The sequence below is a fragment of the Spirosoma sp. SC4-14 genome, assembly GCF_037201965.1.
GTDB lineage: Bacteria > Bacteroidota > Bacteroidia > Cytophagales > Spirosomataceae > Spirosoma.
Window position 1 is genome coordinate 2,579,218 of the sequence record NZ_CP147518.1, and the last position, 24,627, is coordinate 2,603,844.

16 protein-coding genes are annotated in these 24,627 nt (G+C 49.4%); 7 read left to right on the forward strand and 9 right to left on the reverse strand.

Annotation, left to right across the window (positions count from 1 at the left end):
• Positions 1-22 precede the first annotated feature (22 nt).
• Positions 23-1,915, forward strand: a complete 1,893-nt coding sequence (locus WBJ53_RS10450; RefSeq protein ID WP_338876049.1) for an amidophosphoribosyltransferase — start codon at positions 23-25, stop codon at positions 1,913-1,915.
• A 283-nt stretch (positions 1,916-2,198) separates the two neighbouring features.
• Here WBJ53_RS10450 and WBJ53_RS10455 read toward each other — a convergent pair whose 3' ends face one another.
• From WBJ53_RS10455 to WBJ53_RS10480, 6 genes are all read right to left on the reverse strand, one after another.
• The gene (locus WBJ53_RS10455; protein ID WP_338876050.1) at positions 2,199-2,813 is read right to left on the reverse strand and encodes a class I SAM-dependent methyltransferase; all 615 of its coding nucleotides are present in this window, start codon (positions 2,811-2,813) and stop codon (positions 2,199-2,201) included.
• Positions 2,810-3,349: an adenylate kinase gene (locus WBJ53_RS10460; RefSeq protein WP_338876051.1), complete on the reverse strand. Its 540-nt coding sequence runs from the start codon at positions 3,347-3,349 to the stop codon at positions 2,810-2,812. The genes WBJ53_RS10455 and WBJ53_RS10460 overlap by 4 nt, the downstream gene beginning before the upstream one ends.
• A 5-nt stretch (positions 3,350-3,354) precedes the next feature.
• On the reverse strand, positions 3,355-3,810 hold the full coding sequence (locus WBJ53_RS10465; protein WP_338876052.1) for a DinB family protein: 456 nt from the start codon (positions 3,808-3,810) through the stop codon (positions 3,355-3,357).
• Positions 3,807-6,803, reverse strand: coding sequence for a glycoside hydrolase family 3 N-terminal domain-containing protein (locus tag WBJ53_RS10470; protein WP_338876053.1), 2,997 nt, complete (start codon positions 6,801-6,803; stop codon positions 3,807-3,809). The genes WBJ53_RS10465 and WBJ53_RS10470 overlap by 4 nt, the downstream gene beginning before the upstream one ends.
• Positions 6,804-6,989: 186 nt before the next feature.
• A complete protein-coding gene (locus WBJ53_RS10475) occupies positions 6,990-8,393 on the reverse strand; it encodes a RagB/SusD family nutrient uptake outer membrane protein (protein ID WP_338876054.1) in 1,404 nt (467 codons plus the stop codon).
• Between the two features lie 28 nt (positions 8,394-8,421).
• Positions 8,422-11,463, reverse strand: coding sequence for a TonB-dependent receptor (locus tag WBJ53_RS10480; RefSeq protein WP_338876055.1), 3,042 nt, complete (start codon positions 11,461-11,463; stop codon positions 8,422-8,424).
• A gap of 374 nt (positions 11,464-11,837) precedes the next feature.
• Between WBJ53_RS10480 and WBJ53_RS10485 the strand changes: the two genes are divergently transcribed.
• On the forward strand, positions 11,838-12,500 hold the full coding sequence (locus WBJ53_RS10485; protein ID WP_338876056.1) for a DUF1345 domain-containing protein: 663 nt from the start codon (positions 11,838-11,840) through the stop codon (positions 12,498-12,500).
• Here the strand turns inward: WBJ53_RS10485 and WBJ53_RS10490 are convergent.
• Together WBJ53_RS10490 and WBJ53_RS10495 are read right to left on the reverse strand one after the other, a co-directional pair.
• Positions 12,497-12,676: a hypothetical protein gene (locus WBJ53_RS10490; RefSeq protein ID WP_338876057.1), complete on the reverse strand. Its 180-nt coding sequence runs from the start codon at positions 12,674-12,676 to the stop codon at positions 12,497-12,499. The genes WBJ53_RS10485 and WBJ53_RS10490 overlap by 4 nt on opposite strands.
• 54 nt (positions 12,677-12,730) lie before the next feature.
• Positions 12,731-13,966, reverse strand: coding sequence for a nucleoside recognition domain-containing protein (locus WBJ53_RS10495; RefSeq protein ID WP_338876059.1), 1,236 nt, complete (start codon positions 13,964-13,966; stop codon positions 12,731-12,733).
• Positions 13,967-14,110: 144 nt separating this feature from the next.
• Between WBJ53_RS10495 and WBJ53_RS10500 the strand changes: the two genes are divergently transcribed.
• Positions 14,111-14,803 carry a M15 family metallopeptidase gene (locus WBJ53_RS10500; protein WP_338876061.1) on the forward strand — a complete coding sequence of 231 codons (693 nt, stop codon included), beginning with the start codon at positions 14,111-14,113 and terminating at the stop codon, positions 14,801-14,803.
• Positions 14,804-15,103: 300 nt separating this feature from the next.
• The gene (locus tag WBJ53_RS10505; RefSeq protein WP_338876062.1) at positions 15,104-19,972 is read left to right on the forward strand and encodes a putative Ig domain-containing protein; all 4,869 of its coding nucleotides are present in this window, start codon (positions 15,104-15,106) and stop codon (positions 19,970-19,972) included.
• A gap of 73 nt (positions 19,973-20,045) precedes the next feature.
• Here the strand turns inward: WBJ53_RS10505 and panC are convergent, their stop codons facing one another.
• A complete protein-coding gene (gene panC, locus WBJ53_RS10510; protein WP_338876063.1) occupies positions 20,046-20,885 on the reverse strand; it encodes a pantoate--beta-alanine ligase in 840 nt (279 codons plus the stop codon).
• A 136-nt stretch (positions 20,886-21,021) separates the two neighbouring features.
• Between panC and WBJ53_RS10515 the strand changes: the two genes are divergently transcribed.
• The 3 genes from WBJ53_RS10515 to WBJ53_RS10525 all read left to right on the forward strand — a co-directional run bounded on the left by WBJ53_RS10515 (position 21,022) and on the right by WBJ53_RS10525 (position 24,584).
• Positions 21,022-21,828 carry a glycogen/starch synthase gene (locus WBJ53_RS10515; protein ID WP_338876065.1) on the forward strand — a complete coding sequence of 269 codons (807 nt, stop codon included), beginning with the start codon at positions 21,022-21,024 and terminating at the stop codon, positions 21,826-21,828.
• Positions 21,829-21,966: 138 nt separating this feature from the next.
• Entirely contained in the window at positions 21,967-23,805 is a 1,839-nt protein-coding gene (gene glmS, locus WBJ53_RS10520) for a glutamine--fructose-6-phosphate transaminase (isomerizing) (protein ID WP_338876066.1), read from the forward strand.
• Between the two features lie 206 nt (positions 23,806-24,011).
• Complete coding sequence (locus WBJ53_RS10525) at positions 24,012-24,584, forward strand: DUF2911 domain-containing protein (protein ID WP_338877179.1); 573 nt, start codon at positions 24,012-24,014, stop codon at positions 24,582-24,584.
• Positions 24,585-24,627 lie beyond the last annotated feature (43 nt).

Here is a 24,627-nt window from a genome sequence, read left to right on the forward strand (position 1 = left end):
TTGCCGTTACATGGTCCTTGTTATGAGCGACGCTATTAAACACGAATGTGGGATTGCCCTCATTCGGCTCCGCAAACCGTATCAGTATTATATCGACAAATACGGTACGGCCCTCTACGGCGCAAACAAACTGTATCTGCTGATGGAAAAGCAGGTCAACCGGGGCCAGGATGGAGCCGGTATTGCTAACATCAAAATTGATGTTCCTCCTGGGCACCGCTACATCAGCCGCTACCGATCCGTTGATCAACGCCCTGTAACAGACATTTTCGAAAAGGTTAACAAGAAGTTTCGTAAGGCCATAAAAGGCAATAAAGAAAAAGCAAAAGACGCAAAATGGCTCCAGGAAAATATCGCATTTACGGGCGAAGTCTGGATGGGCCACCTCCGATATGGCACGCACGGAGCCAATGAAATAGAAAACTGCCATCCCATGCTTCGGCAAAGCAACTGGCGCAGTCGGAATCTGGTCGTTGCCGGGAATTTTAACATGACCAACGTCGATAGCCTGTTCGATAAACTCGTCTCGCTAGGTCAGCACCCAAAAGATAAGGTCGATACTGTTACGGTGATGGAAAAAATCGGCCACTTCCTCGACGAAGAAAACCAGCGCGTATTTGACCGGTTCAAAGGAATTTACGAAAACCCCGACCTGTCGGATATTATTGAAGATAACCTCGATCTTCAGCGCGTATTACACCGATCCTGCCGCGATTTTGATGGGGGCTATGCCATGGTTGGAATGACAGGATTTGGAGCCGCTTTTGTGGCCCGCGATCCGGCCGGAATTCGCCCCGCTTATTACTATGCCGATGATGAGGTGGTTGTGGTAGCTTCCGAAAAACCAGCCATTAAAACAGCATTCAATGCCGAATACAGCGAAATTAAAGAAGTGCAGCCGGGTCATGCGCTGATCATCGACAAATACGGCGAATACAACGAACTCCAGTTCGTGAAGCCTATTGAAAAACGTTCGTGCAGCTTCGAACGAATCTACTTCTCCCGCGCTACCGATCCCGATATCTACAATGAGCGCAAAACCCTCGGTAAACTGCTGGTTCCGCAGATCCTGAAAGAAATCGACTACGATCTCGAAAATACGGTTTTCTCCTACATCCCGAATACGGCCGAAACGGCATTCTTTGGCATGGTCGAAGGGTTGGAAGAATATCTGTACAAACAACGGAAGAAAGCCATTATGGAAGGCATTTTGTTCGAGGAAGAACTCGACCGGGTGCTTTCATTCCGGCCGCGTGTTGAGAAACTGGTGTCGAAGGACGTAAAAATGAGAACGTTCATTGCCGATGATACCCAGCGCGACGATATGGTTTCGCACGTATACGACACCACGTTTGAGGTGATTCGGAAGGGCGTTGACAACGTGGTTGTGGTCGATGACTCCATTGTTCGGGGAACTACGCTGGAGAAGAGTATTCTGCGAATGCTCGACCGGCTGGGACCGAAGAAGATCGTTATCGTTTCGTCGGCACCGCAGATCCGGTTTCCCGATTGCTATGGCATCGATATGTCGAAGTTTAAGGAGTTTGTTGCCTTCCGGGCCGCTCTCGAACTGCTTCGCGACCGCGGACAGGATTATCTGGTCGATGAGGTGTATGCACAGAGCGTAGTAGCTATTGAATCGGGGAATTCGTCGCAGCAGAACTACGTAAAAGCGATTTTCGATCCGTTCACCCACGAAGAACTCTCGCAGAAAGTAGCGCAGATTGTGACACCTGCTGATCTGAACGCCGAAGTAGCCGTGGTTTACCAAACTGTTGAAAACTTACATCGAGCCTGCCCAAATCACTCTGGCGACTGGTATTTTACCGGAAACTACCCAACCCCCGGTGGAAACAGTGTGGTTAATAAGGCATTCGTGAATTTCATGGAAGGCCGTCTGGTACGAGCTTACTAATTGTAACTGATAAAGTTCTGAGAAGAGACGCAATTGAGTTTGCGTCTCTTTTGGTATTACAGGACGTTCTTATAAAAAGAGGGGGAACACAAATTGGACGGATTTTTACGGATAAATAGGCCGAATGTAGCTTTTAGCAATAAAAATCCGTCCAATCCGCGTCATCTGTGTTCTAATTGTATTCATTACTGGGGGAATACGCCCGGTTTTGTATTATTACAGAACATTGCTTGATGAAACGCTTACGGGTATGCGTAAAGCAGCATGATAAGAGCAGGTTTCTTTACTTCTTCAGTAAAAACAATGTGTGTCCCGACTCGCCTTCTGGTATGAAAGCGGTTTTGATGATCGTAAAACCTGTTTCGGCAAACCAATTGGCGTAGGTAGTAGCATCGGCATGGCTCCAGTACATGGTGGTGCCGGGTGTCAACCAGTTGTTGTCAGTACCGGTCCATTCGCCTGCACCCACCACACATAGCAAATACCCTGGCGACTGAAGCCAGCGATACATGGCCCGAAACAGATCGGGCTGCTCGGCCAGCGGAACGTGGATGATCGAATAAAGCGCCACAATACCACCGAACGATTCGTCGGGAAACAATAGCGTTGTCATATCACCGACTTCGAATTGAGCGACTGGTACGTTTTTTCTGGCGTGTTCGATCTGTACCGGCGACAGGTCGATACCGAGGTAGTTAAAACGCTGGCTTAGATACTCAGCCGTAGGAATACCGTCGGCACAGCCTAATTCGAGAATAGAGGTATTGACCAAAAGCCGTTTGCTAAATTCGGTCAGCCAGCTTTCGTAGCGAATTTTATGATCATTCTGATAGTGTTTGCGGTAAACACCCGCCAAACGATCATATCCGTCGCGAACAATGTCTTTTGGTGTTTTCATGGCTGATCAATAGCTCCCAACACAGCCGTTATTCGCTCTTCGACGGTCAGATCGCCTTCAAGACGAAGTACGGGGCAGGAGAGTTGTTGCAGCCAGCTTTCGTGTCGGGGTTTACTACGCCCTTGCTGCAAGCCCGAATCATAGCCAGCGGCCCACTCAATGAATGCTTCGGAACGTTGACGTTGTTCGGCATTTTGTTGGGCTCCGAAGCCATAACGATCAATTTCCCGTTGCCATAGCCGTTGAATACGAATATCAGCAGGAATCCAAAGGTATACAACCAAATCAAATAGCGTTTCCCAGTAGCTGCCCCAACTATCCAGCGAGCCACCTACAATCCAGTTCGGATGCTGGTTGAGATCTGTTTTCAATAACTGATTGCGCACTGTTGGATCGTGCCGAACCTGAAAAGGCGGTTGGGTCGGGAGCCAATAATAGGCATCGGCATCGAAATAGGGAATCGACAAGCGCGCGGCCAGTGCTTCGCCTAATGTGGTAACCCCTGAACCCGATGCGCCTACAAGATGAATACGCATGGCGGTTATGCTTCTCTTGTCCAGACAATGAAATCGGTTACGGGGGCTTCTGTCAGAAGCGGCCGAATCAGTTGAACGACCTGCCCCCGATGGTAAGCCGCATGATGGCTCATGTGGGTTAGCATATCGAGCAGCGTACTTTGGTAGGGAACCCCTTTCGAGGTAGCATAGTCGAAGGATTGCAGTAGTTCGGGTTCGGCCAGTGTAGTGATGTAGCTGACTATTTTGCGGTGCTGTCGTTCGGCCGTCTCGGCCATCCAGCTAATAGGAATGTCTTCCCAGATGGCTACATAGGCTGTTTCTTTCATGATTCGGTTAAGCCACACATGCTGAGCCGACAGAATGTGCCCCATCACGGCAATAGCGCGTGACGGGGGATTTTCCAGCGTTTCGAGTGCGTCAATAACCCGGAGGTTGGCCCAGAGTTCGTAATTTAGTAAATGGACAAGGTAGTTTTTCATTGAATCCCGCGTTTCACTGCCTGATACAACGCTTCAACAACGTTGGTTCGCGTATTCAACTCGCTAATTCGGTTATTGTTCCGGGTTGGATACACGCGGTTCGACAGAAAGACATAGGCCAGATTATAGGCAGGTTCAATCCAGATGAAGGTACCCGTAAAGCCCGAATGGCCAAAACTGGCTTCTGTAGCCGATTTTGGAGCATTGCCTGAGTATTTGAACGAGGGTTTATCGAAGCCCAGTCCGCGCCGGTTGCCCAGTTCAGGAAACTGATAGCGCGTAAACTCGTTCATGGTTTTGGTCGAAATAAACTGCTGGCCACCATAGTACCCTTTCTGCAAATACATCTGAACCATCTTGAGCAGATCGTTCGAGGTGCCGAACAGACCCGCGTGGCCCGACAACCCATCGAGCATGGCCGCTCCCTCGTCGTGAACCCGGCCCCAGATGAGCGTATTGCGGAACAACGAATCGTATTCGGTGGGTGCAATGCGGTTGAGCGAGTAGAACCGACGTGGTTTATAGGTTAGCGTTGAGGCACCGATTGGTCGATAAAACGTTGATTTCAGATAATCTTCAAAATCGATTTTGGTAAGTCGTTTTATGACCAGTGGGTACATAATAAACGATAAATCCGAATAGACATACTCTTTCTTTTCGTTCAGGGGTGAGTCCTTGATTTGCTGATAGATAACTTTCGGATAACCCTTAAACTCAAACAGGCTATCGGTCACCTCAATTGGAAAACGGGCCGAACGTGCGGGCTTAAACGTGCGCGGTTTCCAGGTACCATCTTCATTCTTGGTATCTTTCCAGAAGGCAATCCAGGCTTTCAGCCGGGCCTGGTGGGTAAGCACATCGCGCCAGACCAGATCGGCTTTGTTCGATTTTTTCAGAAACGGCAGGTAATCGACCATTTTGCCGTCCAGATTGAATTTGCCTTCATCAACGAGCTTCATCAGTGCTGGCGTGGAGGTGCTCACCTTCGTCACCGACGCCATGTCGAACAGATCGTCTAGTTGAGTCGGTTTGGGCTCGGCTCCCAGCGATGCATCGTAGGTGTGATTTCCGTAAGCCTTATGGAAAATTACTTTGCCATCTTTGGCCATCTGCACCACACAGCCCGGAAAGGCTTTTTGGGTTAGCCCAACGTTGACCAGCGAATCGACCTGTTGGGTCAGGAAACGGCTGTCGATGCCCACTTCTTCGGGAATGGTGTATTTCAGACGACCAATCGGATTGATGGCCAGTCCGTCGCCCGTACGGAAGCGTTGGTTTACGGTAACTGGCAGTTTTCCATTAGCACCGATAGCTCCAAAAATCAATTGAGCCGATAGTTCTTCTGTGTAGTTGGTTAGCTGATAGGGCATTACAATGGCCCGCGCCTGCTCTATATTTCGGTTGGTCTGTACTGTATCGGCCGGGAAAGTCAGTTTGTCGAGCACATAGACATTCCCAAATACGGTAACAATGGCCTTGCCGGTAGCTACCAGTTCGCTGACAAGGCCGGCGGTTTTGGCTTGCAGACCGTATTTAGCACCCGGGCGAATATTATTCAGATGCACATCTACCAGGAGCAGATTGTAGTTCTGAAGCGAATCGCGAACGGCCGCCAGCGTTGAATCGGGTGTTTTGGAGGTGATGTTAAAATGCTTGACCTCGGTATAGTTGGCAGCCATTTTCTGAAAAGCGGTTAGTTTGTCGCTTTCGACCGATACCGTAGCGATGCGCAGAGTGTCGAGCCGCTGTAGAGGCAGGACGCTATTATCGTTTTTCAGTACCGTCAGACTGGCTTCGGTGAGTTTGCGATTCAGCAGGTCGTCGCTCACCCGGTTAAGGTCGTTCACCAGATTGTCGAGCACAACGGGCTTGTAGTTGTTGAGGCCAGCCCAGGCTTTGGCGCGGAGCACTTTCAGGCAGCGGGCATCCAGCGACTCCTGCGAAATACGCCCATCGGCAACGGCTTGTTTGATTTGAGCCAGTGCTGCCGGAACATCTTCCGTAAACTCCAGCACATCCATACCCGCTTCGAGGCCAAGTTCGTCGGCCTGCCCCGACGGAAAATATTTTGTGACGCCTTTCATATTCATGGCATCCGAAAAAATCAGTCCCTGAAAGCCGAGTTCGTTTTTAAGCAGGTTCGTAACAATGGCGGGCGAAAGCGTCGAGGGGCGGTTGCGGGTCGTGTCGAGGGCCGGAATGCTCAGGTGAGCGATCATAACACCAGCGGCACCGGATTTGATCAACTGCCGGAATGGGTATAGTTCGAGCGAGTCGAGTTGCGAACGACTTTTGTTAATGAGCGGTAAATCGTAATGCGAGTCGGTGCCGGTGTCGCCATGACCAGGAAAATGTTTAAGACTGGTCAGGAGCCCATTGTCCTGCATGCCACGCATATAGGCCAGTGCCTTACGCGTAACCGCATATTTGTCTTCGCCAAAGGACCGAAAGTTAATGACCGGGTTATTGGGATTGTTGTTGACATCGACCGATGGGGCAAAATTGACATGAACGCCCAGCCGATGGGCCTGACGGGCCAGACTGGCCCCCATGTTATAAATCAGCGAATCGTTGCCCTGAATGGCACCGAGCGTCATCTGATACGGATACCGAACGGTGCTATCCAGCCGCATGGCCAGACCCCACTCGGCATCCATGGCAATAAGCAGGGGAACGGCCGAGAGTGCCTGTAGCCGGTTGGTGAGTTTGGCCTGCCGCATAGGACCGCCCTGAAACATGACTACCCCGCCTAGTTTGTAGCTATGGACCAGATTCACGAGCGAGTCTTCGTAGGCGGGTTTGCGGTTCGAATAGCCAGCCACCATAATCAACTGCGCAATTCGCTCGTCGGGTGTTAGGCAGGCATAAACAGAGTCGGCCCATCGGTTCTGGGCCTGACTGAGTGTTAAAAAAGGAGGAGATGCTTGGGAAAAAGCCGTTATGGCAAAAAGTACATTGATGAAAGTAATAAGCAGGAGCCGATACGAAGGCATGAGCGAAGAAATTGGGTCTTAAAATACCAAAAGTACAAAAAGCTAAGCTACCACAAACCCGTATGTTCTTCTCTTAATCGATGTTTAAGCATCCCGACACTATAAAGAGTCGTTTGTATACTGTATATAAACAAAATCGGGGGAGTTGAGCACATGGGCCAACTCCCCCGATTTATTCAGCGGTACTTAATAACCCGGATTTTGCTGGCTTCTGATAACCGCATTCGCATTCAGTTCGTCCTGTGGAATGGGAGCAACCCGCCGATAATCGGTGAATGGGATGTTTTGAGCCGCCGATGGATATTGTGTACTTCGTGTAATATCGCGGCCCAGGCGGTTGAGGTCGTCGAAGCGGTCGCCTTCGAAGGCCAGTTCCTTCCGGCGTTCGGTAATGATGGCATCCAGTAATGCCGCTCCCGTGAAGGTATAGGCTTTTAGCGATGGTTCTCGTTTCTGAGCAACCATATTCAGGTATTTCAGCGCATTGGTTTCGTCACCCGTCCGATAGTAAGATTCGGCCAGAATTAGCAGCACATCGGCGTACCGAATGATTTTGAAATCATCTTTATCATTGTTGTTCGATACGTTCTGATATTTGTTCACAATGAGCGCGTCGTTGCCCGAACGTTTGCCCGCAATGATCAGTTTTTTCCGAACGTCGCGGTCGCTATACAGATTATACAAATCTGTTGCCGCCAGCCCGTCGCCATAACCCGCCTGGCTGTACATATTGGCCAGCGCATCGGAACCGGCGTTGTTTACGTTATCGGCCGATATTTCGAAGATCGTTTCCAGCTTGTCGGTGCGGGGAGCCGGGTTGTTCCAGTATGCGACATAGCTTGCCGAATCGGCCAGCGAATACCCTCCCTTACTGACAACATCCAGAGCAGCCGCTTTAGCCTTTTCGTATTGACCTTTGTAAAGATACACTTTGGCAAGCATGGCCTGGGCAACGTATTTCGACACATAGGACGAGTTTTTGTTGGTAACCGTCATCAGGCTGAACCCCTGCGTCAGATCGCTCACAATCTGGGCATAGGTTTGCGCTACCGTGTTTCGGCCGGGTTTGGCCATAGGATCATAGGCCAGCACAATCGGAACGCCCATTCCGGTAGAGTCGGATGTATAAGGGCGGGCAAACAACCGAACTAGATCGAAGTACATAATAGCCCGTGTGGTCAGCGCTTCGCCTTTATACTGATCGGTGTTGGTTGTGGTGGTAACGTTCGCATTGACAACGTTGTTAGCCCGAAGAATAACCTGATAACCACTCGCCCAGAGGTTCGTAAAATACGTATCCTGCGAGTTGATGCCGTAGGTATTCTGGGCCAGATAGCGACCCGAGTTTGCCGTTGAAATGTAAACGTTATCGGCCATCACGTCGTTGACAAACGGGATCGTGCGACCGTAGAGGTTCGAACTCCGCATTCCTGAATAGATACCGTTTACGGCGTTCGACATATCATTTTCGTTCTGGATGGCGATGTCGCTGTTTACGCTATCGTAAGGAACCTGGTCGAGGAATTTTTCGCCACAGGACCATAGTCCCAGGGTGCTGATGAGTAAGCTACTATAAATTACTTTTTTCATGATAGTTGAATTGGGTCGTTAGCAGTGGTTAGAACGTGAGGTTTAAGCCAGCCGAAACGACTTTGCTGATGAAGACGTTATTGTTGGTTTCGCCCGATATGCCTTGCTCTGGGTCGAAATAGAGCTTCTTGTCGAATTTCAGCGTCCAGAGGTTGGTGCCTCTCAGATACACATTTACATTGCTCAGCTTGGCTTTCCGAACTAGGGCCGCAGGCAGTGCATACGACAGGGTGATGTTCCGCAGGCGAATATAGTCGCCTTTGTAGAGGAAGCGGGTTGAGGACGAATACGACTGATTGGAGTTGTTATACACAAACTTCGGATTTTCGCTGACGTCGCCCGGTTGCCGCCAGTGATCTAATTGCTGTACGATTTTATTTCGCGAAGGATTGTAGCCATCGCCCATGTAGTACTGAGCCCAGGTATCACGAATGTAGTTTCCGTAGGTATACACGAGCTGCGCATCCAGCGTCAGACCTTTCCACGATAGCGTATTGCTGAAACCACCAAACGCTTTGGGGCTGGCGCTACCGGCCAGAACTTGCTGGGCCTGGTTATAGCTGGTTGTTGTGCTGTGGTCAATTGTGCCGTCGGCATTGGTGGTGTTTTTGTACCAGAGCGGGCTACCCGTTTGCGGATCGACTCCCGCCCATTCGCGCAGGTAGAACGTCTGAAAATTTTCGCCAACCCGACGAATAAAGCTCCCTGAGATGATGTCCTGGTTATTGTCGAGGGCCGTAATCGTATTTTTGTTGAAGGCAATGTTGAACGACACATCCCAGCGAAGTGCTTTGCGAATAGGGCTGCCACTCACGGTAAGTTCGAGGCCACTGTTTTTCATGGCTCCAACGTTGTCGAAATACGTAGAGAAGCCACTGGTCCGCGAAAGTGGTACTTCCAGAATCAGATCGCTGGTTTTGCGGACATAGTAATCGGCATTGATATTCAGCCGGTCGTTGAAGAGGCCAATTTCTACCCCTACATCGAAGGGTTTGTTCAACTCCCAGGTCAGGTCGGGGTTACCAACGTTGTTGGGCGCGCTACCGGGGTTCTGGTTGTAGTTATAGCCATATCCATAGGTCGAACGCCAGAGGTAGTTACCGGGCCCTCCCGACGAGGTAAGCAGATTACCGTTACCGTTTACGCCATACGATGCACGGAGTTTTAAGGAACTGATCTTTTCATTGTTCCGTAAAAATTCTTCCTGATCGATGTTCCAGGCCGCGCCAATCGAATAGAAGTTACCATAGCGGTTATTGAAGCCAAAGCGCGACGACCCATCCCGGCGGAAACTTCCCGATAAAACATATTTATCGTGGTAGCTGATGTTCACGTTTGAATACAGGCTGGAGAATGTGTAATCGCTGCCCGTAGCCTGCGCAGTGGTTGGCGTTGCGGCCACCACCGGCAGAATCAGATCGAGATTGGCCGGATAGTTTGTACCCGATGCACTAATCTGATAAGTCGATGACTTTTGGGCTTCGTAGCCCACTTTCACATCGGCATAGAACTCGCGGTCGGCCGAAAGGTGTAACCGATAGTCGGCCTGGTTGGTCCATACCCAGTTGAACAACCGGGTGTAGTACGAAAAGCCCTGCCCATTGCTGTTTCGACCGTCGCCCATGAATGGGTTGTTGTAGCGGTTTTCTTCAAGACCATTGTAGTCGATACCATAGCGTGTGCTGATGTTCAGATCTGGAATCGGGTTGTAGTTTAAACTAACACTTCCCAGCCCTTTCAGCGTGTTCAGCGTCCGCTTATCGTACGTAGCAATAACAATCGGGTTGTAAATGTTAGGATAGTCGGTTCGGGATGTATTCAGTGTGCCATCGGCGGCATACGGTGTCATGGTTGGGCGCAGGCCATAGGCACCCCAAACCGGGTTGGCATAGGTACTACCATTGGAAGGGCCTTTCTGCGATGTATTCGAAATGGTTGTGTTGATACCCAGGCTCAGTTTGTCCAGAAAATTGTGTTTCAGATTGATTTTACCCGAAATCCGTTCCATATCGGAGGCAATAACCGTGGCTTCCTGCTTATAATAACCGGCTGACGCAAATACCGTCGTTTTTTCATTTCCGCCCGATACCGACAGGTTGTATTGATTGGTTTTGCCCTGCCGGGTTACCAGACCGAGCCAGTCGGTGTCGTAGGTATTATCGGCTCCTAAGGAGTTAAGTGTTGTCGTAATCTGCGCGTCGCTATAGCCAGCATTGACTAGTCCTTCGCGGGTCAAATCCAGATACTGCTGGCGGTTCAAAGGCTTGGCCTGATCAGAAATAGCCAGGCTGTTGACACCATATTCGGCATCCATCCGAACCTGGGTTTTGCCGCTTTTTCCTTTTTTGGTCGTAATCAGAATAACACCGTTGGCCGCCCGCGACCCATAAATGGATGTCGACGCGGCATCTTTCAGCACCGTTACATTTTCAATGTCGTTTGGGTTCAGACCCGCCAGTGTGTTTGCGCTGGTGGTTAAGCGTGATACGTCGCCCGAGTTTACGGGTACTCCATCGATAACGTAGAGCGGATCGGCACTGGCATTGATTGAACCGATTCCCCGAATCCGCACCTGCTGATTGGCGCCCGGCTGGCCCGAAAAAGCGGTCGATTGCAAACCTGCCACTTTTCCCTGAAGCATCTGATCGGCCGAAGGGAGTGGATTGTTTGTGAAGTTTTTGCTGTCTAATGATGCCTGAGAGCCGGTAATGGTTTTTTTGTCCTGCGAACCATAAGCTACAAAGACAACTTCGTCGAGCGTTTTGGCGTCTGGATCGAGTGCAACGTTTAGCACACTACGGTTCCCCACTTTTACCTCTTTTGAGGTCATTCCCACAAAACTGAACACCAGCGTCGCATTTTGGCTGGCATTGATGCTGTAGTTTCCATCATTGTCGGTGGTCGTACCAGTGGTGGTTCCTTTAACAATGACACTAACTCCCGGAAGGGTTATACCTTCTTCGGCTGATGTGACCTTCCCTTTAACCGTGACGGTCTGTGCATACAGGCTACTGCTTATACTTAGCATTAGTAACCCCCAAAAAAGCATATTTTGTACTGCTTTTTTCATGAAAGTTTGATATTTGTTAGTTTTTGTTGAAGAAGTCTCTCCTTTGTAAAATTACATATTAGCTGTATTTTTTGATTTTATATATTATAAAATTATAATACATTGGTTTTATAATTCAATTAATAATTTTATTGCAAAATTTTATTCTGTTTAAGGTTTTTGTTTGGATTGTATTTTTTAGGATTATTTAGTTGTTAATGAATAGATGCCAAGATCTTATTTAGTTAATATATATATTTTCCTGTTATTCGATTATGTGATTGAAATTTATGCTTTCCCATTATTTTGGCGTATCGTTATTGGCCGGTGAGGACGCTTAAACAATAGCATTTGCTCATGTTGGACCACCTGCCTGGTATATTGTGAAAACAGCTATGCTAACACGTTTTTTACGCACTATCAGCCGGTTCGATACCAGCCATCGCGTAATCATTGCGCTTATTATGGCGCTTGTTACCTATATAGGGGCGCCCGGAAATTTTCATGGATCGGCCCGCCTTGCTCTCTCCTGGGTCGTATTTGCCCTTACGAGTCTGTTGCTGATGTGGCTGGCTATTGGAATTGCGCACCCGCGCGACTTGCCGCATATTTCGCGGATCGAAGATTCTAGTCGGGTCCTGATTTCGATTTTTGTGGTAATTGCCGCAATGGCCAGCCTGTTTGCAGTGTTCGATTTGCTCGATTCAATAACCGACGCAAACCGCACGCAGAATACGATTCTGGCGGTGTTGGCCGTGGCAAGTGCCTGGACACTGGTGCATACGCTCTTTACGCTTCGGTATGCACATTTGTTCTATGGCGATGACCAAAAACAGGCCAAACGACCCGGCGGACTGGATTTTCCGAACGACACCGAACCTGATTATCTGGATTTTGCCTATTTCTCATTTGTGATCGGTATGACCAGTCAGGTATCCGACGTAGCTATAACGTCGAAGCGTATACGTCGGGCAGCGCTTATTCATGGTGTGCTGTCTTTTCTGTTCAACACAATCATTATTGCGCTCACTGTGGGTGGCCTTTCCGGGAAACTCTAATTCGATCGTCCGCCCGAACGTGATTGCCGCCTGGCTCGTTCGGCCTGTTCTTTCTCATACTCATCCCGTTGCCTTTTTTCGGAAAGCAGATTACGATAGAGCCCATTCAGAACATAGATATCGTCAATTTCGTCGATGAGCCGGTGCAGATGTTCGCGTACTTGGGTAATGTTCATTATAGTTCGTGTGTTGAGTCGTTTAAGCATTAATGATGACTCACCGGATTTTGTTCAGTGAAAGAAGAAATAACCGAGGGCGATACCAGCAACAACACCCACAAAATCGGCAAAGAGCCCATAGGGAATGGCGTGTCGGGAGTTTCGAATACCAACGGAGCCAAAGTAAAGCGCAACGATGTAGAAGGTGGTATCGGCCGAACCCTGAAAAATACAGACCAGACGACCAACAAATGAATCCGGCCCGAATTGTTTCATGGCATCGATCATCAACGCCCGCGCACCAGAACCGCTCAGAGGCTTCATCAGGGCAACCGGTAGCGCGTCGGTAAAATCGGTATTGATGCCGGTTTGTGAGAACAGATACCGAAGGCTATCGACGAGGTAATCCATTGCTCCCGAATTTCTGAAAGCGCCAATAGCCACGAGCATACCAACCAGATAAGGGATAATTTTGACGGTAGTTTCGAAGCCTCCTTTGGCTCCTTCGATGAACGTTTCAAAAATCGGGACTTTTTTGCGGATGGCACCCAGCAGAAATGCAACAACAATAGTTAACAGAACCACATTACCAAAGACCTTCGAGAAAGTTTCAATTTCATCTTTAGGCCGACCTGCCAGCAACCACAATGCCACGCCAATAAAGGCTGTAATGCCGCCCAGCCAACCCATTACGGTACTATTGAGGAGGTTAATACGTTGCTTGATCGCTACGGCTATCAATGCCACCACTGTGGTAACATACGTGCCAACTACGCACGGAATAAACACATCGGAAGGGTCCTGGGCTCCCAGAATAGCCCGTTGCGCCATAATGCTGAGCGGAATGATCTGGAGCCCCGACGTATGTAGCACCAGAAACATGATCTGAGCATTGGAGGCTGTGTCTTTGCTGGGGTTCAGTTCCTGCAAACTCGCCATTGCTTTCAGGCCGAAGGGGGTGGCTGCATTGTCGAGACCGAGCATATTAGCCGAAAAGTTCATGATCATCTGGCCGTTGGCCGGGTGGTCTTTCGGGACTTCGGGAAAGAGTTTATGGAAAAACGGCCCGATGATACGAGCCAGCAGGTTGATAGCACCGGCCTTTTCGCCAATGTTGAGTAACCCCAGAAAAAACGTCATGACACCCGCCAGCGGTAGCGCAATGTCCATAACGGCAACTTTAGAGGAGTCGAATAAGCCTTCGACAATAATTTTGAAAATTTCGGTGTCGCCCAGAAAAATCAGTTTGGCCAGCGCTACCAGAAAGGCAATTACAAAAAAAGCAACCCAGATATAGTTTAATGCCATCGTTCTATAATGAGCGAAAGGGTGAAACAGTGTCGCAACGGACGTTGAAAGAGTGATTTGGTTTTGGGACGGTGTTTAACTGAGAAATCCTGTAAGTTTACGCTATTGTCGGCCACAAATCAATTTTACACCCCTTACAATAGCATGAATCGGTCTTCTTTGTCTTTTCTTTTTGTTTATTCACTTATTCACTCTTTCGCTCATTCACTCATTGCTACCGCTCAGCCCGAGTCTGAGAAAGCGATGATTAAGCAGGGACTGGTCAATATTCAGAAGGTTGATCCGTCCATTCTGGTAGAACTCAAATATTCGACTACCGATAACTTTGTTGGGAAAGATGTATATGGCGACCTTACCCGCGCCTATATGCAACCAATGGCTGCCCAGAAACTGGCCAGTGCCAGCAAGGCACTTCAGGCTGCTCACCCTGATTTACGATTACTGGTCTATGATGCAGCCCGACCCCGGTCGGCGCAGTGGAATTTGTGGAATGCCCTGCCCGACTTGCCAGAAAATGAACGCCAGAAATACGTAGCCGATCCACGCAAGGGGTCTATTCATAACTACGGTTGCGCGGTCGATCTGACGGTAGCCACCAAAGATGGCAAGCCGCTCGATATGGGTACTAAATACGACTTCTTTGGCGAACTGGCTTACCCCTCGCGCGAAGACGAACTACTGAAAGCCGGTAAACTGACGCAGCAGCAAATCGACAATCGGCATATTCTGCGGACGGCTATGCGACAGGGCGGCTTTAGCCCCATCGAATACGAGTGGTGGCATTTCAATGCATTATCCCGCGAGAAAGCTAAAATGATGTTTCGGATCGTGGATTAATTACTTATCTGCTATTATCGGGAACAATAAGCCTGAATTGTATCTGTAATAAATGGTTAGGTTGCTTACGTTAATGTAAGCGACCTGTTATGGTTTATTGAAAATATAGGAAGGTAGAAAATGCAGCAGTATTGCTAATAAATATTGTATTAATATAGTTATAAGTAAACTATAAATAATTAAAAGTAGTATTGATTTGGATTAAAATGATCGTAGAAACCTATTATTTAATAATCAGGAAAAACTAGGGGCCTATCTTTAACGTAGTTTTACATAAACTTAACTAATCCAATTTCCTGTATGTTTCGACGTTTACGTTCGGTAAGCCAGCTATGGCTATGGCTTATGGTATTGCTGATTGCTCCGGTTGCCAGAGGGCAGGTTGTTATTAGCCAGGTGTATGGCGGTGGTGGCAACTCAAATGCTACTTATAAAAATGATTTTATTGAGTTATTTAACAGGGGTAACACTCCCGTAGTGATTGACGGCTGGAGCGTACAGTACGCTAGTGCTACTGGCAGTAGCTGGTCTAATACAACACCCTTGAGTGGTACAATAGCGGCTGGCGGATACTTTTTAATAAAAGAAAGTTCTGGCGGATCTAATGGGGTCGATTTGCCCACCAGTGATTTGTCAGGGAGTATCAATTTGAGTGCCTCCGCCGGGAAAGTAGCGTTGGTAAATGTTACAACGGCATTGAGTGGTACTTGTCCGACGGGAGCATCAATCATTGACTTTGTAGGATTTGGTACAACGGCTAATTGTTACGAAGGAAGCGGCTCAACGCCCGCGCCAAGTAATACAAATGCTGTTTTGCGGGCAGGCAATGGATGTACGGATACAAATGATAACTCGTCGGATTTTAGTGCAGGAACGCCTAATCCGAGAAACTCCGCTACGGCGCTCAGCCCATGTGGCGGTAGTGTTTTAACGGCAATACCAACTTCATTAACAGGACTTACAACTACAGAGGGAACGGCTTCGGCATCACTGTCCTATACGCTGACGGGAGCCAACCTGGAGGCAAATCCGGTTTCGGTTTCGGCAACGGCTGGTATCGAATTAAGTACCGATAATGGTACATTCCAGCCAACACTGTCCATTACGCCCTCGTCGGGGAGTGTTTCTCAGGTTATTTATGCGCGATTGAGTAGTACGGCAACGGCCGGAGTGTTTAGTGGAACAATCACTCATACGGCAAGTAGCACGCTGACAGCTTCAGTTACCGTTAGCGGGCAGGTGAACGCACCGAGCGCTCCGCTCTTATCGGCATCGCCTACTACACTGTCGGGTTTTACGGCTACGCAGGGAACCGCTTCGGCTGAACAATCGTATACGCTGACAACGGCTAATCTTTCAGAAGATATCACTATAACCGCTCCGGCTGGTGTTGAGGTTAGCTCAACCTCGGGAAGCGGGTTTGCTTCATCAATCCTGATCCCATCAGCAACCGCATTGCCAGTTGTGTATGTTCGCCTGACAGCAGCTACGGCTGGCATTGTCAGTGGCACTATTACCAATACATCGACGAGCCTCACGGCAACGGTGACGGTAAATGGTACTGTCAATTCGAATTCGCCTTATACGCCGATCTCCATTGCGCGGGCGGGCGTAGGAAATACCTATACGATTCAGGGGCGCGTAACGGTGACCAATCAGCTTGGCGCCCGCCAGATTTACATTCAGGATCAAACAGGAGGCATTGCCGTTTACAGTGGCTCGACGGGCGATGATCTGGCATCGCTGGTGCAACTGGGTGATTCGGTGCTGGCTCGTGGCCCGGTTACGGTGTACAATGGCTATCTGGAAATTACGTCGCCAGCCGCCACCAGCTTTACGGTTATTTCTGGTGTTGGTACCGTGATTCCTACGCCTATGACGATTACACCCGATCAACTGGCCAATTATCAAGGCCAACTAGTGGCTATTGATAATGCAACGATTAGCGGATCAGACCCAACATTTTCGGGAGGGACCAGCTATACAGTAACGGCTTCTGGGCAGTCGGGTACGTTGCGCATCAGTGCCAACTCACCACTGGCAGGCGCAGGTCGTCCGAGCAATCCGGTGAGCGTAACGGGTATTTCAGACCGCTTTGTGTCGGGTGCGACCACTACAGGTACGAACGGTATGCAGCTTCAGCCCCGGATTCTGGCCGATATTCCTGGTAGTACGGCCGCGCAGGATTCATATTGCGGAGGTACAGAGTCGACAACGCTGACCCGCGGACAGACGCTCGATATTGCAGCCTGGAATATGGAGTTCTTTGGGGCCGATGGTGGGTCGATCGTTTGCCCGAACGGTACCTATACCTATGACGATATGGGCCCAACGAACGAAGATCTGCAACAGACCAATGCCACAACGGTATTGACCAAACTGGACGCCGACATTATCTCAGTCGAAGAGGTGAGCGATATCAATCGATTCAGTGCAGCCGTAGCTGCTATTCCTGGTAGCTATAGCTATGTATGTTCCGATAAGTTTTCGTATTTCTTTCAGGATCAGTGCGATCAGCAGGTAACGGGTGGTAAGGTGTTTGGCCCTACGTCACTGGCTCAGAAAGTTTGTGTGATCTACAATACAGCTACCGTTACGCCGGATCTGGCCGAAACAAAAGCGCTGTTGTACAACTCGTCTGCTCTCTACACTTATCCGGGAGGCAATGGCTGGTCGTCGGGACGGTTGCCATTCATGTTCGTGGCCGATGCAACAATCAATGGGGTTACGCGTCGCATCCATGTAGTGGCGCTTCATGCCAAATCGGGGAGTGCATCGGCCGACTTCAATCGTCGGAAGCAGGATTTTGCCGATCTCAAAACCTTACTCGATACGGACTATCCGAATGCAAACATTGTTATGCTGGGCGATTACAACGATGAGTCGACAACATCAATCTACACTGGCTCACCGGTTTCATCGTTCGATAATTTCGTGACCGATGCCACTAATTACGACGTACTGACAAAGCCGCTGGAACAGCAGAATTGCTCGACCTTTAACTCATCGGCCAGCTTCATCGACCACATGATTGTGTCAAATGACCTACAGGCCGGTTATATCGACAACTCAGTTTCGGTTCTGCAACCGTTCAGTATTCCGAACTACGGCAACACGACATCTGACCACAATCCGATTTCGGCTCGTTTCGACCTGACGAAACTGACGGCTCCGAATACGGCTCCAACAGTTGCCAATGCCATTGCTCCCCAGTCGGCAACGGTCAATCAGGCGTTTAGCTTCACGATTCCTTCGAACACCTTTACCGATGCCGAAACACCGGGTAGCCTGACCCTGACCGTAAGTAGCCTGCCTGCCGGACTGAGCTTCACGGCTCCGGCTACCATTTCGGGTACTCCCTCGACAACGGTAGGTTCGCCGTTCACGATCATGGTCACAGCGACAGATCCGGGGAGTTTATCGGTCAGCACCAGCTTCCCGTTGACGGTGAATGCCGAAGGGGTGAGCAATCCGGGCAGTTTCACCATTGCCAGCGTGACCACGGTTAACTGTGCAACCATTTCGGCGGGTGAGCGTAGCGTGACCTTTACACCAGTCTACAGCAATAGCGACAACAGTACGATTACGTTCTCGGTCGTGAATGAGACGCTGCCCACGACCAATGCCGGACCTTACACGCTGCAACTCTACACTGATAATCCAATTATTACATTGAAAGCGGAGCAGTCGGGTACGGTAGCTATGTTCAGCTATAGTTGGCTGGCGGCTTGTAATAATCCGGGCGGAAACACGGCTCCAACGGTTGCCAATGCCATTGCTCCCCAGTCGGCAACGGTCAATCAGGCGTTTAGCTTCACGATTCCTTCGAACACCTTTACCGATGCCGAAACACCGGGTAGCCTGACCCTGACCGTAAGTAGCCTGCCTGCCGGACTGAGCTTCACGGCTCCGGCTACCATTTCGGGTACTCCCTCGACAACGGTAGGTTCGCCGTTCACGATCATGGTCACAGCGACAGATCCGGGGAGTTTATCGGTCAGCACCAGCTTCCCGTTGACGGTGAATGCCGAAGGGGTGAGCGATCCGGGCAGTTTCACCATTGCCAGCGTGACCACGGTTAACTGTGCAACCATTTCGGCGGGTGAGCGTAGCGTGACCTTTACGCCGGTCTACAGTGGGACAACAACCTCGCCGATTACGTTCTCGGTGGTGAACGAAATGGCGGCTACAACCAATTCTGGTCCGTATACCTTGTCGTTATACACCGATAATCCGATCATTACGCTGTGGGCCTCTCAGGATGGCAATCCGGCCATGTTCAGCTATAGTTGGCTGGCGGCTTGTAATAATCCGGGCGGAAACACGGCTCCAACGGTTGCCAATGCCATTGCTCCCCAGTCGGCAACGGTCAATCAGGCGTTTAGCTTCACGATTCCTTCGAACACCTTTACCGATGCCGAAACACCGGGTAGCCTGACCCTGGCCGTAAGTAGCCTGCCTGCTGGCCTGAGCTTTACGGCTCCGGCTACCATTTCGGGTACTCCCTCGACAACGGTAGGTTCGCCGTTCACGATCATGGTCACAGCGACAGATCCGGGGAGTTTATCGGTCAGCACCAGCTTCCCGTTGACGGTGAATGCCGAAGGGGTGAGCAATCCGGGCAGTTTCACCATTGCCAGTGTCAACACGATTTATTGTGAAACGATTTCGGCCTCTGAACGGAACGTGACCTTTACACCGGTCTACAGCAATAGCGACAACAGTACGATTACGTTCTCGGTGGTAAATGAACGTGTGCCAACAACCGCATCGGGTCCTTATACCCTGCGTTTGTACACCGACAATCCGACCATCACGCTGAAGGCAGAACAGTCGGGAGTAGTGGCTACGTTTAGCTACAACTGGCTGGCGGCCTGTACGATGCCAGTGCGTCTGGGTGCGAGCGAAACTACTGAAACGTTATCGGTCGTAATACTAGGAAACCCGGTTGTAAACGAATCGGTCGACATTGAAGTACGGGGCGCAACCGGACAGACACTTCGCCTACAGGCCATCGATAGCCGGGGCCGTAGCATCAGCGAAACGTCGATTGAGCGGCCCACACTGGTCGAACGGGCTACATTACCGTTGGGTCGGTCGAGTGGTATTTACTTCCTGCAAATCATGACCGATACCCAAAACAAAGTCATGAAGTTGATTAAGGAGTAAAATCTCTTCTTTCATAAGTCAAAAAGGTCGCTCACAAGGCGGCCTTTTTGACTTATGAAAGTTTGTTGTACTATCAGAACACCAGATTGTCGATCAGGCGGACCTTGCCTAAATGAGCAGCCAGGCAAATAGCGGTTTGACCCGGAGCCAGCACTTCGTCGACGGGCTGCATGGTATCGGCATTGGCGATTTCAAGATACTCTAACCGGAAATGTGGACGGCTGTTGAAAAAGCTGTCAACGGCGGCTTTTACCTGAACTATACTTTCCCCTTCCCGAAGCAGGTCGTGAGCCATATTCAGGGCTTCGAACAAGGCAGGAGCCTGATTGCGTTCATCGGCCGTGAGGTTACGATTTCGTGACGACATGGCCAGGCCGGCGGTTTCGCGGATAATAGGGCAACGGACAAGCTCGACGGGGAAACTCAGGTCGCGAATCAGCCGCCGGACAACCGCTACCTGTTGTAAGTCTTTCTGCCCAAAATAAGCACGATTGGGCTGGACAATGTTGAATAGTTTGGCCACCACAAGGCCGACTCCATTAAAGTGACCTGGCCGGAAAGCGCCTTCCATCACGGTTTCCAGCTCACCAAAGTTGAGTCGAAGCGTTGGCTGTTCTGGATACATTTCGTCGACAGATGGAGCAAAAACGGCATCACAACCAACGCTTTCCAGTTGTTGACAATCGTCTTCCAGCGTACGCGGATAGCGGGCCAGATCGTCGGGATTATTGAACTGTACGGGGTTTACGAAGATGCTGGCTATAACGAGGTCATTTTCCTGCCTGGCATTTTCAACAAGTTGAAGATGACCTTTATGCAGGGCTCCCATAGTAGGCACTAACCCAATGGTATGCGTTGAACGAAGGGGCAAAAAGTACTGGCGAAGGTCGGTAATTGTAGTAAAGCGATTCATAACTAGCGGAGGATTTTCCGGCTGCAATGATACAGGTTTGGTATCTTTTTTGGGTAAAATGTATTGAAATACGGGAAAAAATTGTATAATTTTGCAAGTTTTTTCGGAGTTTAAACAACACACCCCGCCCGTTTTTATGAGCAAATTACGCATCCTTTACGTGGCCAGTGAAATCAATCCTTTCCTGAAAACGTCTGACGTCGCCGATTTTGTCCGCAAACTGCCCCAGGCTATGCAGGAGCGAGGAATGGAGATTCGAATTTTAGTGCCACGCTTCGGGCTTATTAATGAACGCAAGAATCGGTTGCATGAAGTTGTGCGGCTATCGGGTATCAACATCGCCGTTGGTGATGAAGAAAAACCGCTGATTATTAAAGTTGCGTCGATCCCAACGGCCAAGTTGCAGGTCTATTTTATTGATAACGAGGATTATTTTCAGCGTAAGTACGTCTTCCACGATAAGGAAAACCGATTCTACGATGATAATGATGAACGGGCTATCTTCTTCTGCAAAGGAGTGCTGGAAACCGTTAAGAAATTAGGCTGGGCGCCCGATATTGTTCATTGCAACGACTGGATGACTGCCCTGATTCCATTGTACCTGAAAACGACCTATAAAAACGACCCGATGTTTAAGGACACCAAATCGGTTTTTACGGTCTATAATAACGCATTTGAGCACCGGTTTGAAGGCGACATCATCGAAAAAGCCCGAATGATGGATATTGATGATTCGATGTTGGAAGCGCTTAAAACGGCTGATTTTCAGGGATTTATTCGAATTGGTTGCTCCTATGCCGATGCCGTCGTACGGGCAGAAGAAGAAACAAGCGATAGCCTCAATGCCATTCTGGATAATATGCCCGAGCACAAGTTCGATAGCACTGAAGATGAAGATGTAACGGAGCGTTATTACAATCTGTACACGCAACTGGCTGGTTAATGAACTAGTTATACGGGTAATAAAATAAATCTCATGCCATCAAAAGCCGGACATTCCGGCTTTTGGCTTTACTTTGCCCCTGTTCATTACTCACCGACAGTCGGAATAACACCAAAATTGTAAACAGAGAACGGAATTATGTGTGGCATTGTAGCATACGTTGGGTATCGGGAAGCATGCCCATTAGTGATAAAAGGACTTAAACGGCTCGAATACCGGGGCTATGATAGCGCGGGTGTTGCCCTTATGAACGGGCAGGGGTTGCGGATATACAAGAAAAAGGGAAAAGTTGCGGCATTAGAACAGGAGTTATCAGGCAAAGACGTTCATGCAACAATTGGTATGGGGCATACCCGATGGGCCACGCACGGCGAGCCCAACGACGTAAATGCTCACCCGCATTATTCGTTTCACCGCAAACTGGCCATCATTCATAACGGTATCATTGAAAACTATGCAGCCATTAAGCAGACACTGCTGAAAAAAGGCCACACATTTTCCAGCGAAACCGATACTGAAGTGCTGGGTCAGTTCATCGAAGACATCTGGGAGAACCAGGGCGGAACGCTCGAAGAGGCCGTTCGGCTGGCCTTGCAGGAGGTGGTTGGAGCCTATGCTATTGTGGTCATGAGCGAAACAGACCCAACTCAGCTAATTGCGGCCCGGAAAGGCTCGCCATTGGTTATTGGCGTAGGCGAAAACGAGTTTTTCCTGGCTTCGGATGCCACCCCCATTGTTGAGTATACCAAAGATGTTATTTACCTGAACGATTACGAAGTTGCAGTCATTCGCGATGGTGCCATCAAGGTTGTAACGCTCGATAATACGACGACAACGCCCTATGTTCAGAAGGTGGAACTGGAACTGGAAGCTATTGAAAAAGGAGGCTTCGATCACTTCATGCTCAAGGAAATTTTTGAGCAGCCGCGTTCTATTGCCGATTCCATGCGCGGCCGTGTGCAGGCCGACGAGGGAATGGTTCAACTCGGTGGTTTGCGCGACTACCTGGATAAACTGGCAAAATCGAAACGGATCGTTATTGTTGGTTGTGGTACGTCGTGGCATGCCGGGCTGGTTGCCGAGTATATTTTTGAAGAGCTGGCCCGAATTCCGGTTGAAGTGGAATATGCATCGGAGTTTCGCTACCGAAACCCGATCATTAAAGAAGGTGATATTGTGATTGCCATTTCGCAATCGGGCGAAACAGCCGATACGCTGGCGGCTATTGAGCTGGCAAAATCGAAAGGGGCCACCATTTTCGGGGTCTGCAACGTAGTTGGGTCGTCCATCGCACGGGCAACCGATGCGGGTGCCTATACGCACGCCGGACCCGAAATTGGCGTAGCCAGTACGAAAGCTTTTACGGCACAGGTAACGGTGTTGACCCTGATGGCGCTGGCGGCTGCTAAGCGGAAAGGTACCATTTCTGACTCGCTGTTTCGGCTGCTACTGGCCGAAATGGAAAGCATTCCGGCGAAGGTGGAGAAAGTATTGCAGGCAGCCGATAAGATTAAGGAAATCGCTTACATTTTCACCTATGCCCGTAATTTTATCTACCTCGGCCGTGGTCTTAACTTTCCGGTAGCTCTGGAAGGAGCGCTGAAGCTGAAAGAGATCAGCTACATTCATGCCGAAGGCTATCCGGCCGCCGAAATGAAACATGGCCCGATTGCGCTGATCGACGAAGATATGCCCGTAGTGGTGATTGCTACCAACGACAGTTCCTACGAGAAAGTTGTTTCAAACATTCAGGAAGTTAAAGCCCGCAAAGGACGGGTCATTGCCATAACTACCGAGGGCGACACACATCTGCCATCGATGGTTGATTTTACGATCGAAATTCCGAAAGTTCATGAAGTTTTGATGCCCTTGGTTTCGGTTGTCCCACTACAGTTACTGGCCTACGACATTGCCGTTATGCGTGGTCGAAATGTCGATCAGCCGCGAAATCTGGCCAAGTCAGTGACCGTGGAGTAGGTATCGGTCAGGTATACTAAAAGGTGCGATGATAGTCTCTTTCATCGCACCTTTTAGTATACCTGGCATCTCCGGCAAGGGCTAACAGAGCAATAAATGGCAGATTTTTGAGTATTGTATTTCCTGTAGTGTCCAGAAAACGTATGGGTGAAGTATATTGCAAGGATACGTTATTCACCTGGATTGACTTTGCATTGATGAGCATGATGAAAAAAACTAGTCTTTTGTTCGGATTACTGTGTTTTACGGTTCTTGCGGCTTCGGCTCAAACCTTTCGGGGACTCGATAAATCGCCGATGGATATGGCCTATTATCCCGACGATTATGCGCACGACCGTAAATTTGCGCCTGCCAAAATTGGTACTGACAAGGCTATGGTTCGGATCACCTATACCCGACCGGCTAAAAACGGACGGGAAGTTTTTGGGAAACTGGTACCTTATGGAAAAGTCTGGCGGGTTGGGGCGAATGAAGCGCCTGAGGTAAAATTTTATCAGGACGTTACCATCGGTGGTAAAAAAATACCGGCCGGTAACTATGCCTTGCTGGCTATCCCGAACGAAAAGGAGTGGACAATCATCCTGAGTTCTGATCTGGATCAGTGGGGCGCTTATAGCTATAATGAAGCACTGGATGTGGCCCGGGTGAACGTACCGGTTCAGAAAGCCGATAGCGAGATTGAAAATTTCTCGATTCAGTTTGCGAAAAAGGACGCCAAAAACGCAGTTATGTATATGGGCTGGGACACAACCGTGGTTGTCGTTCCAATTGCGTTATAATGAATTGATTAGCTCACAGAGTGGCCGTTCTGACTTTTTTGCC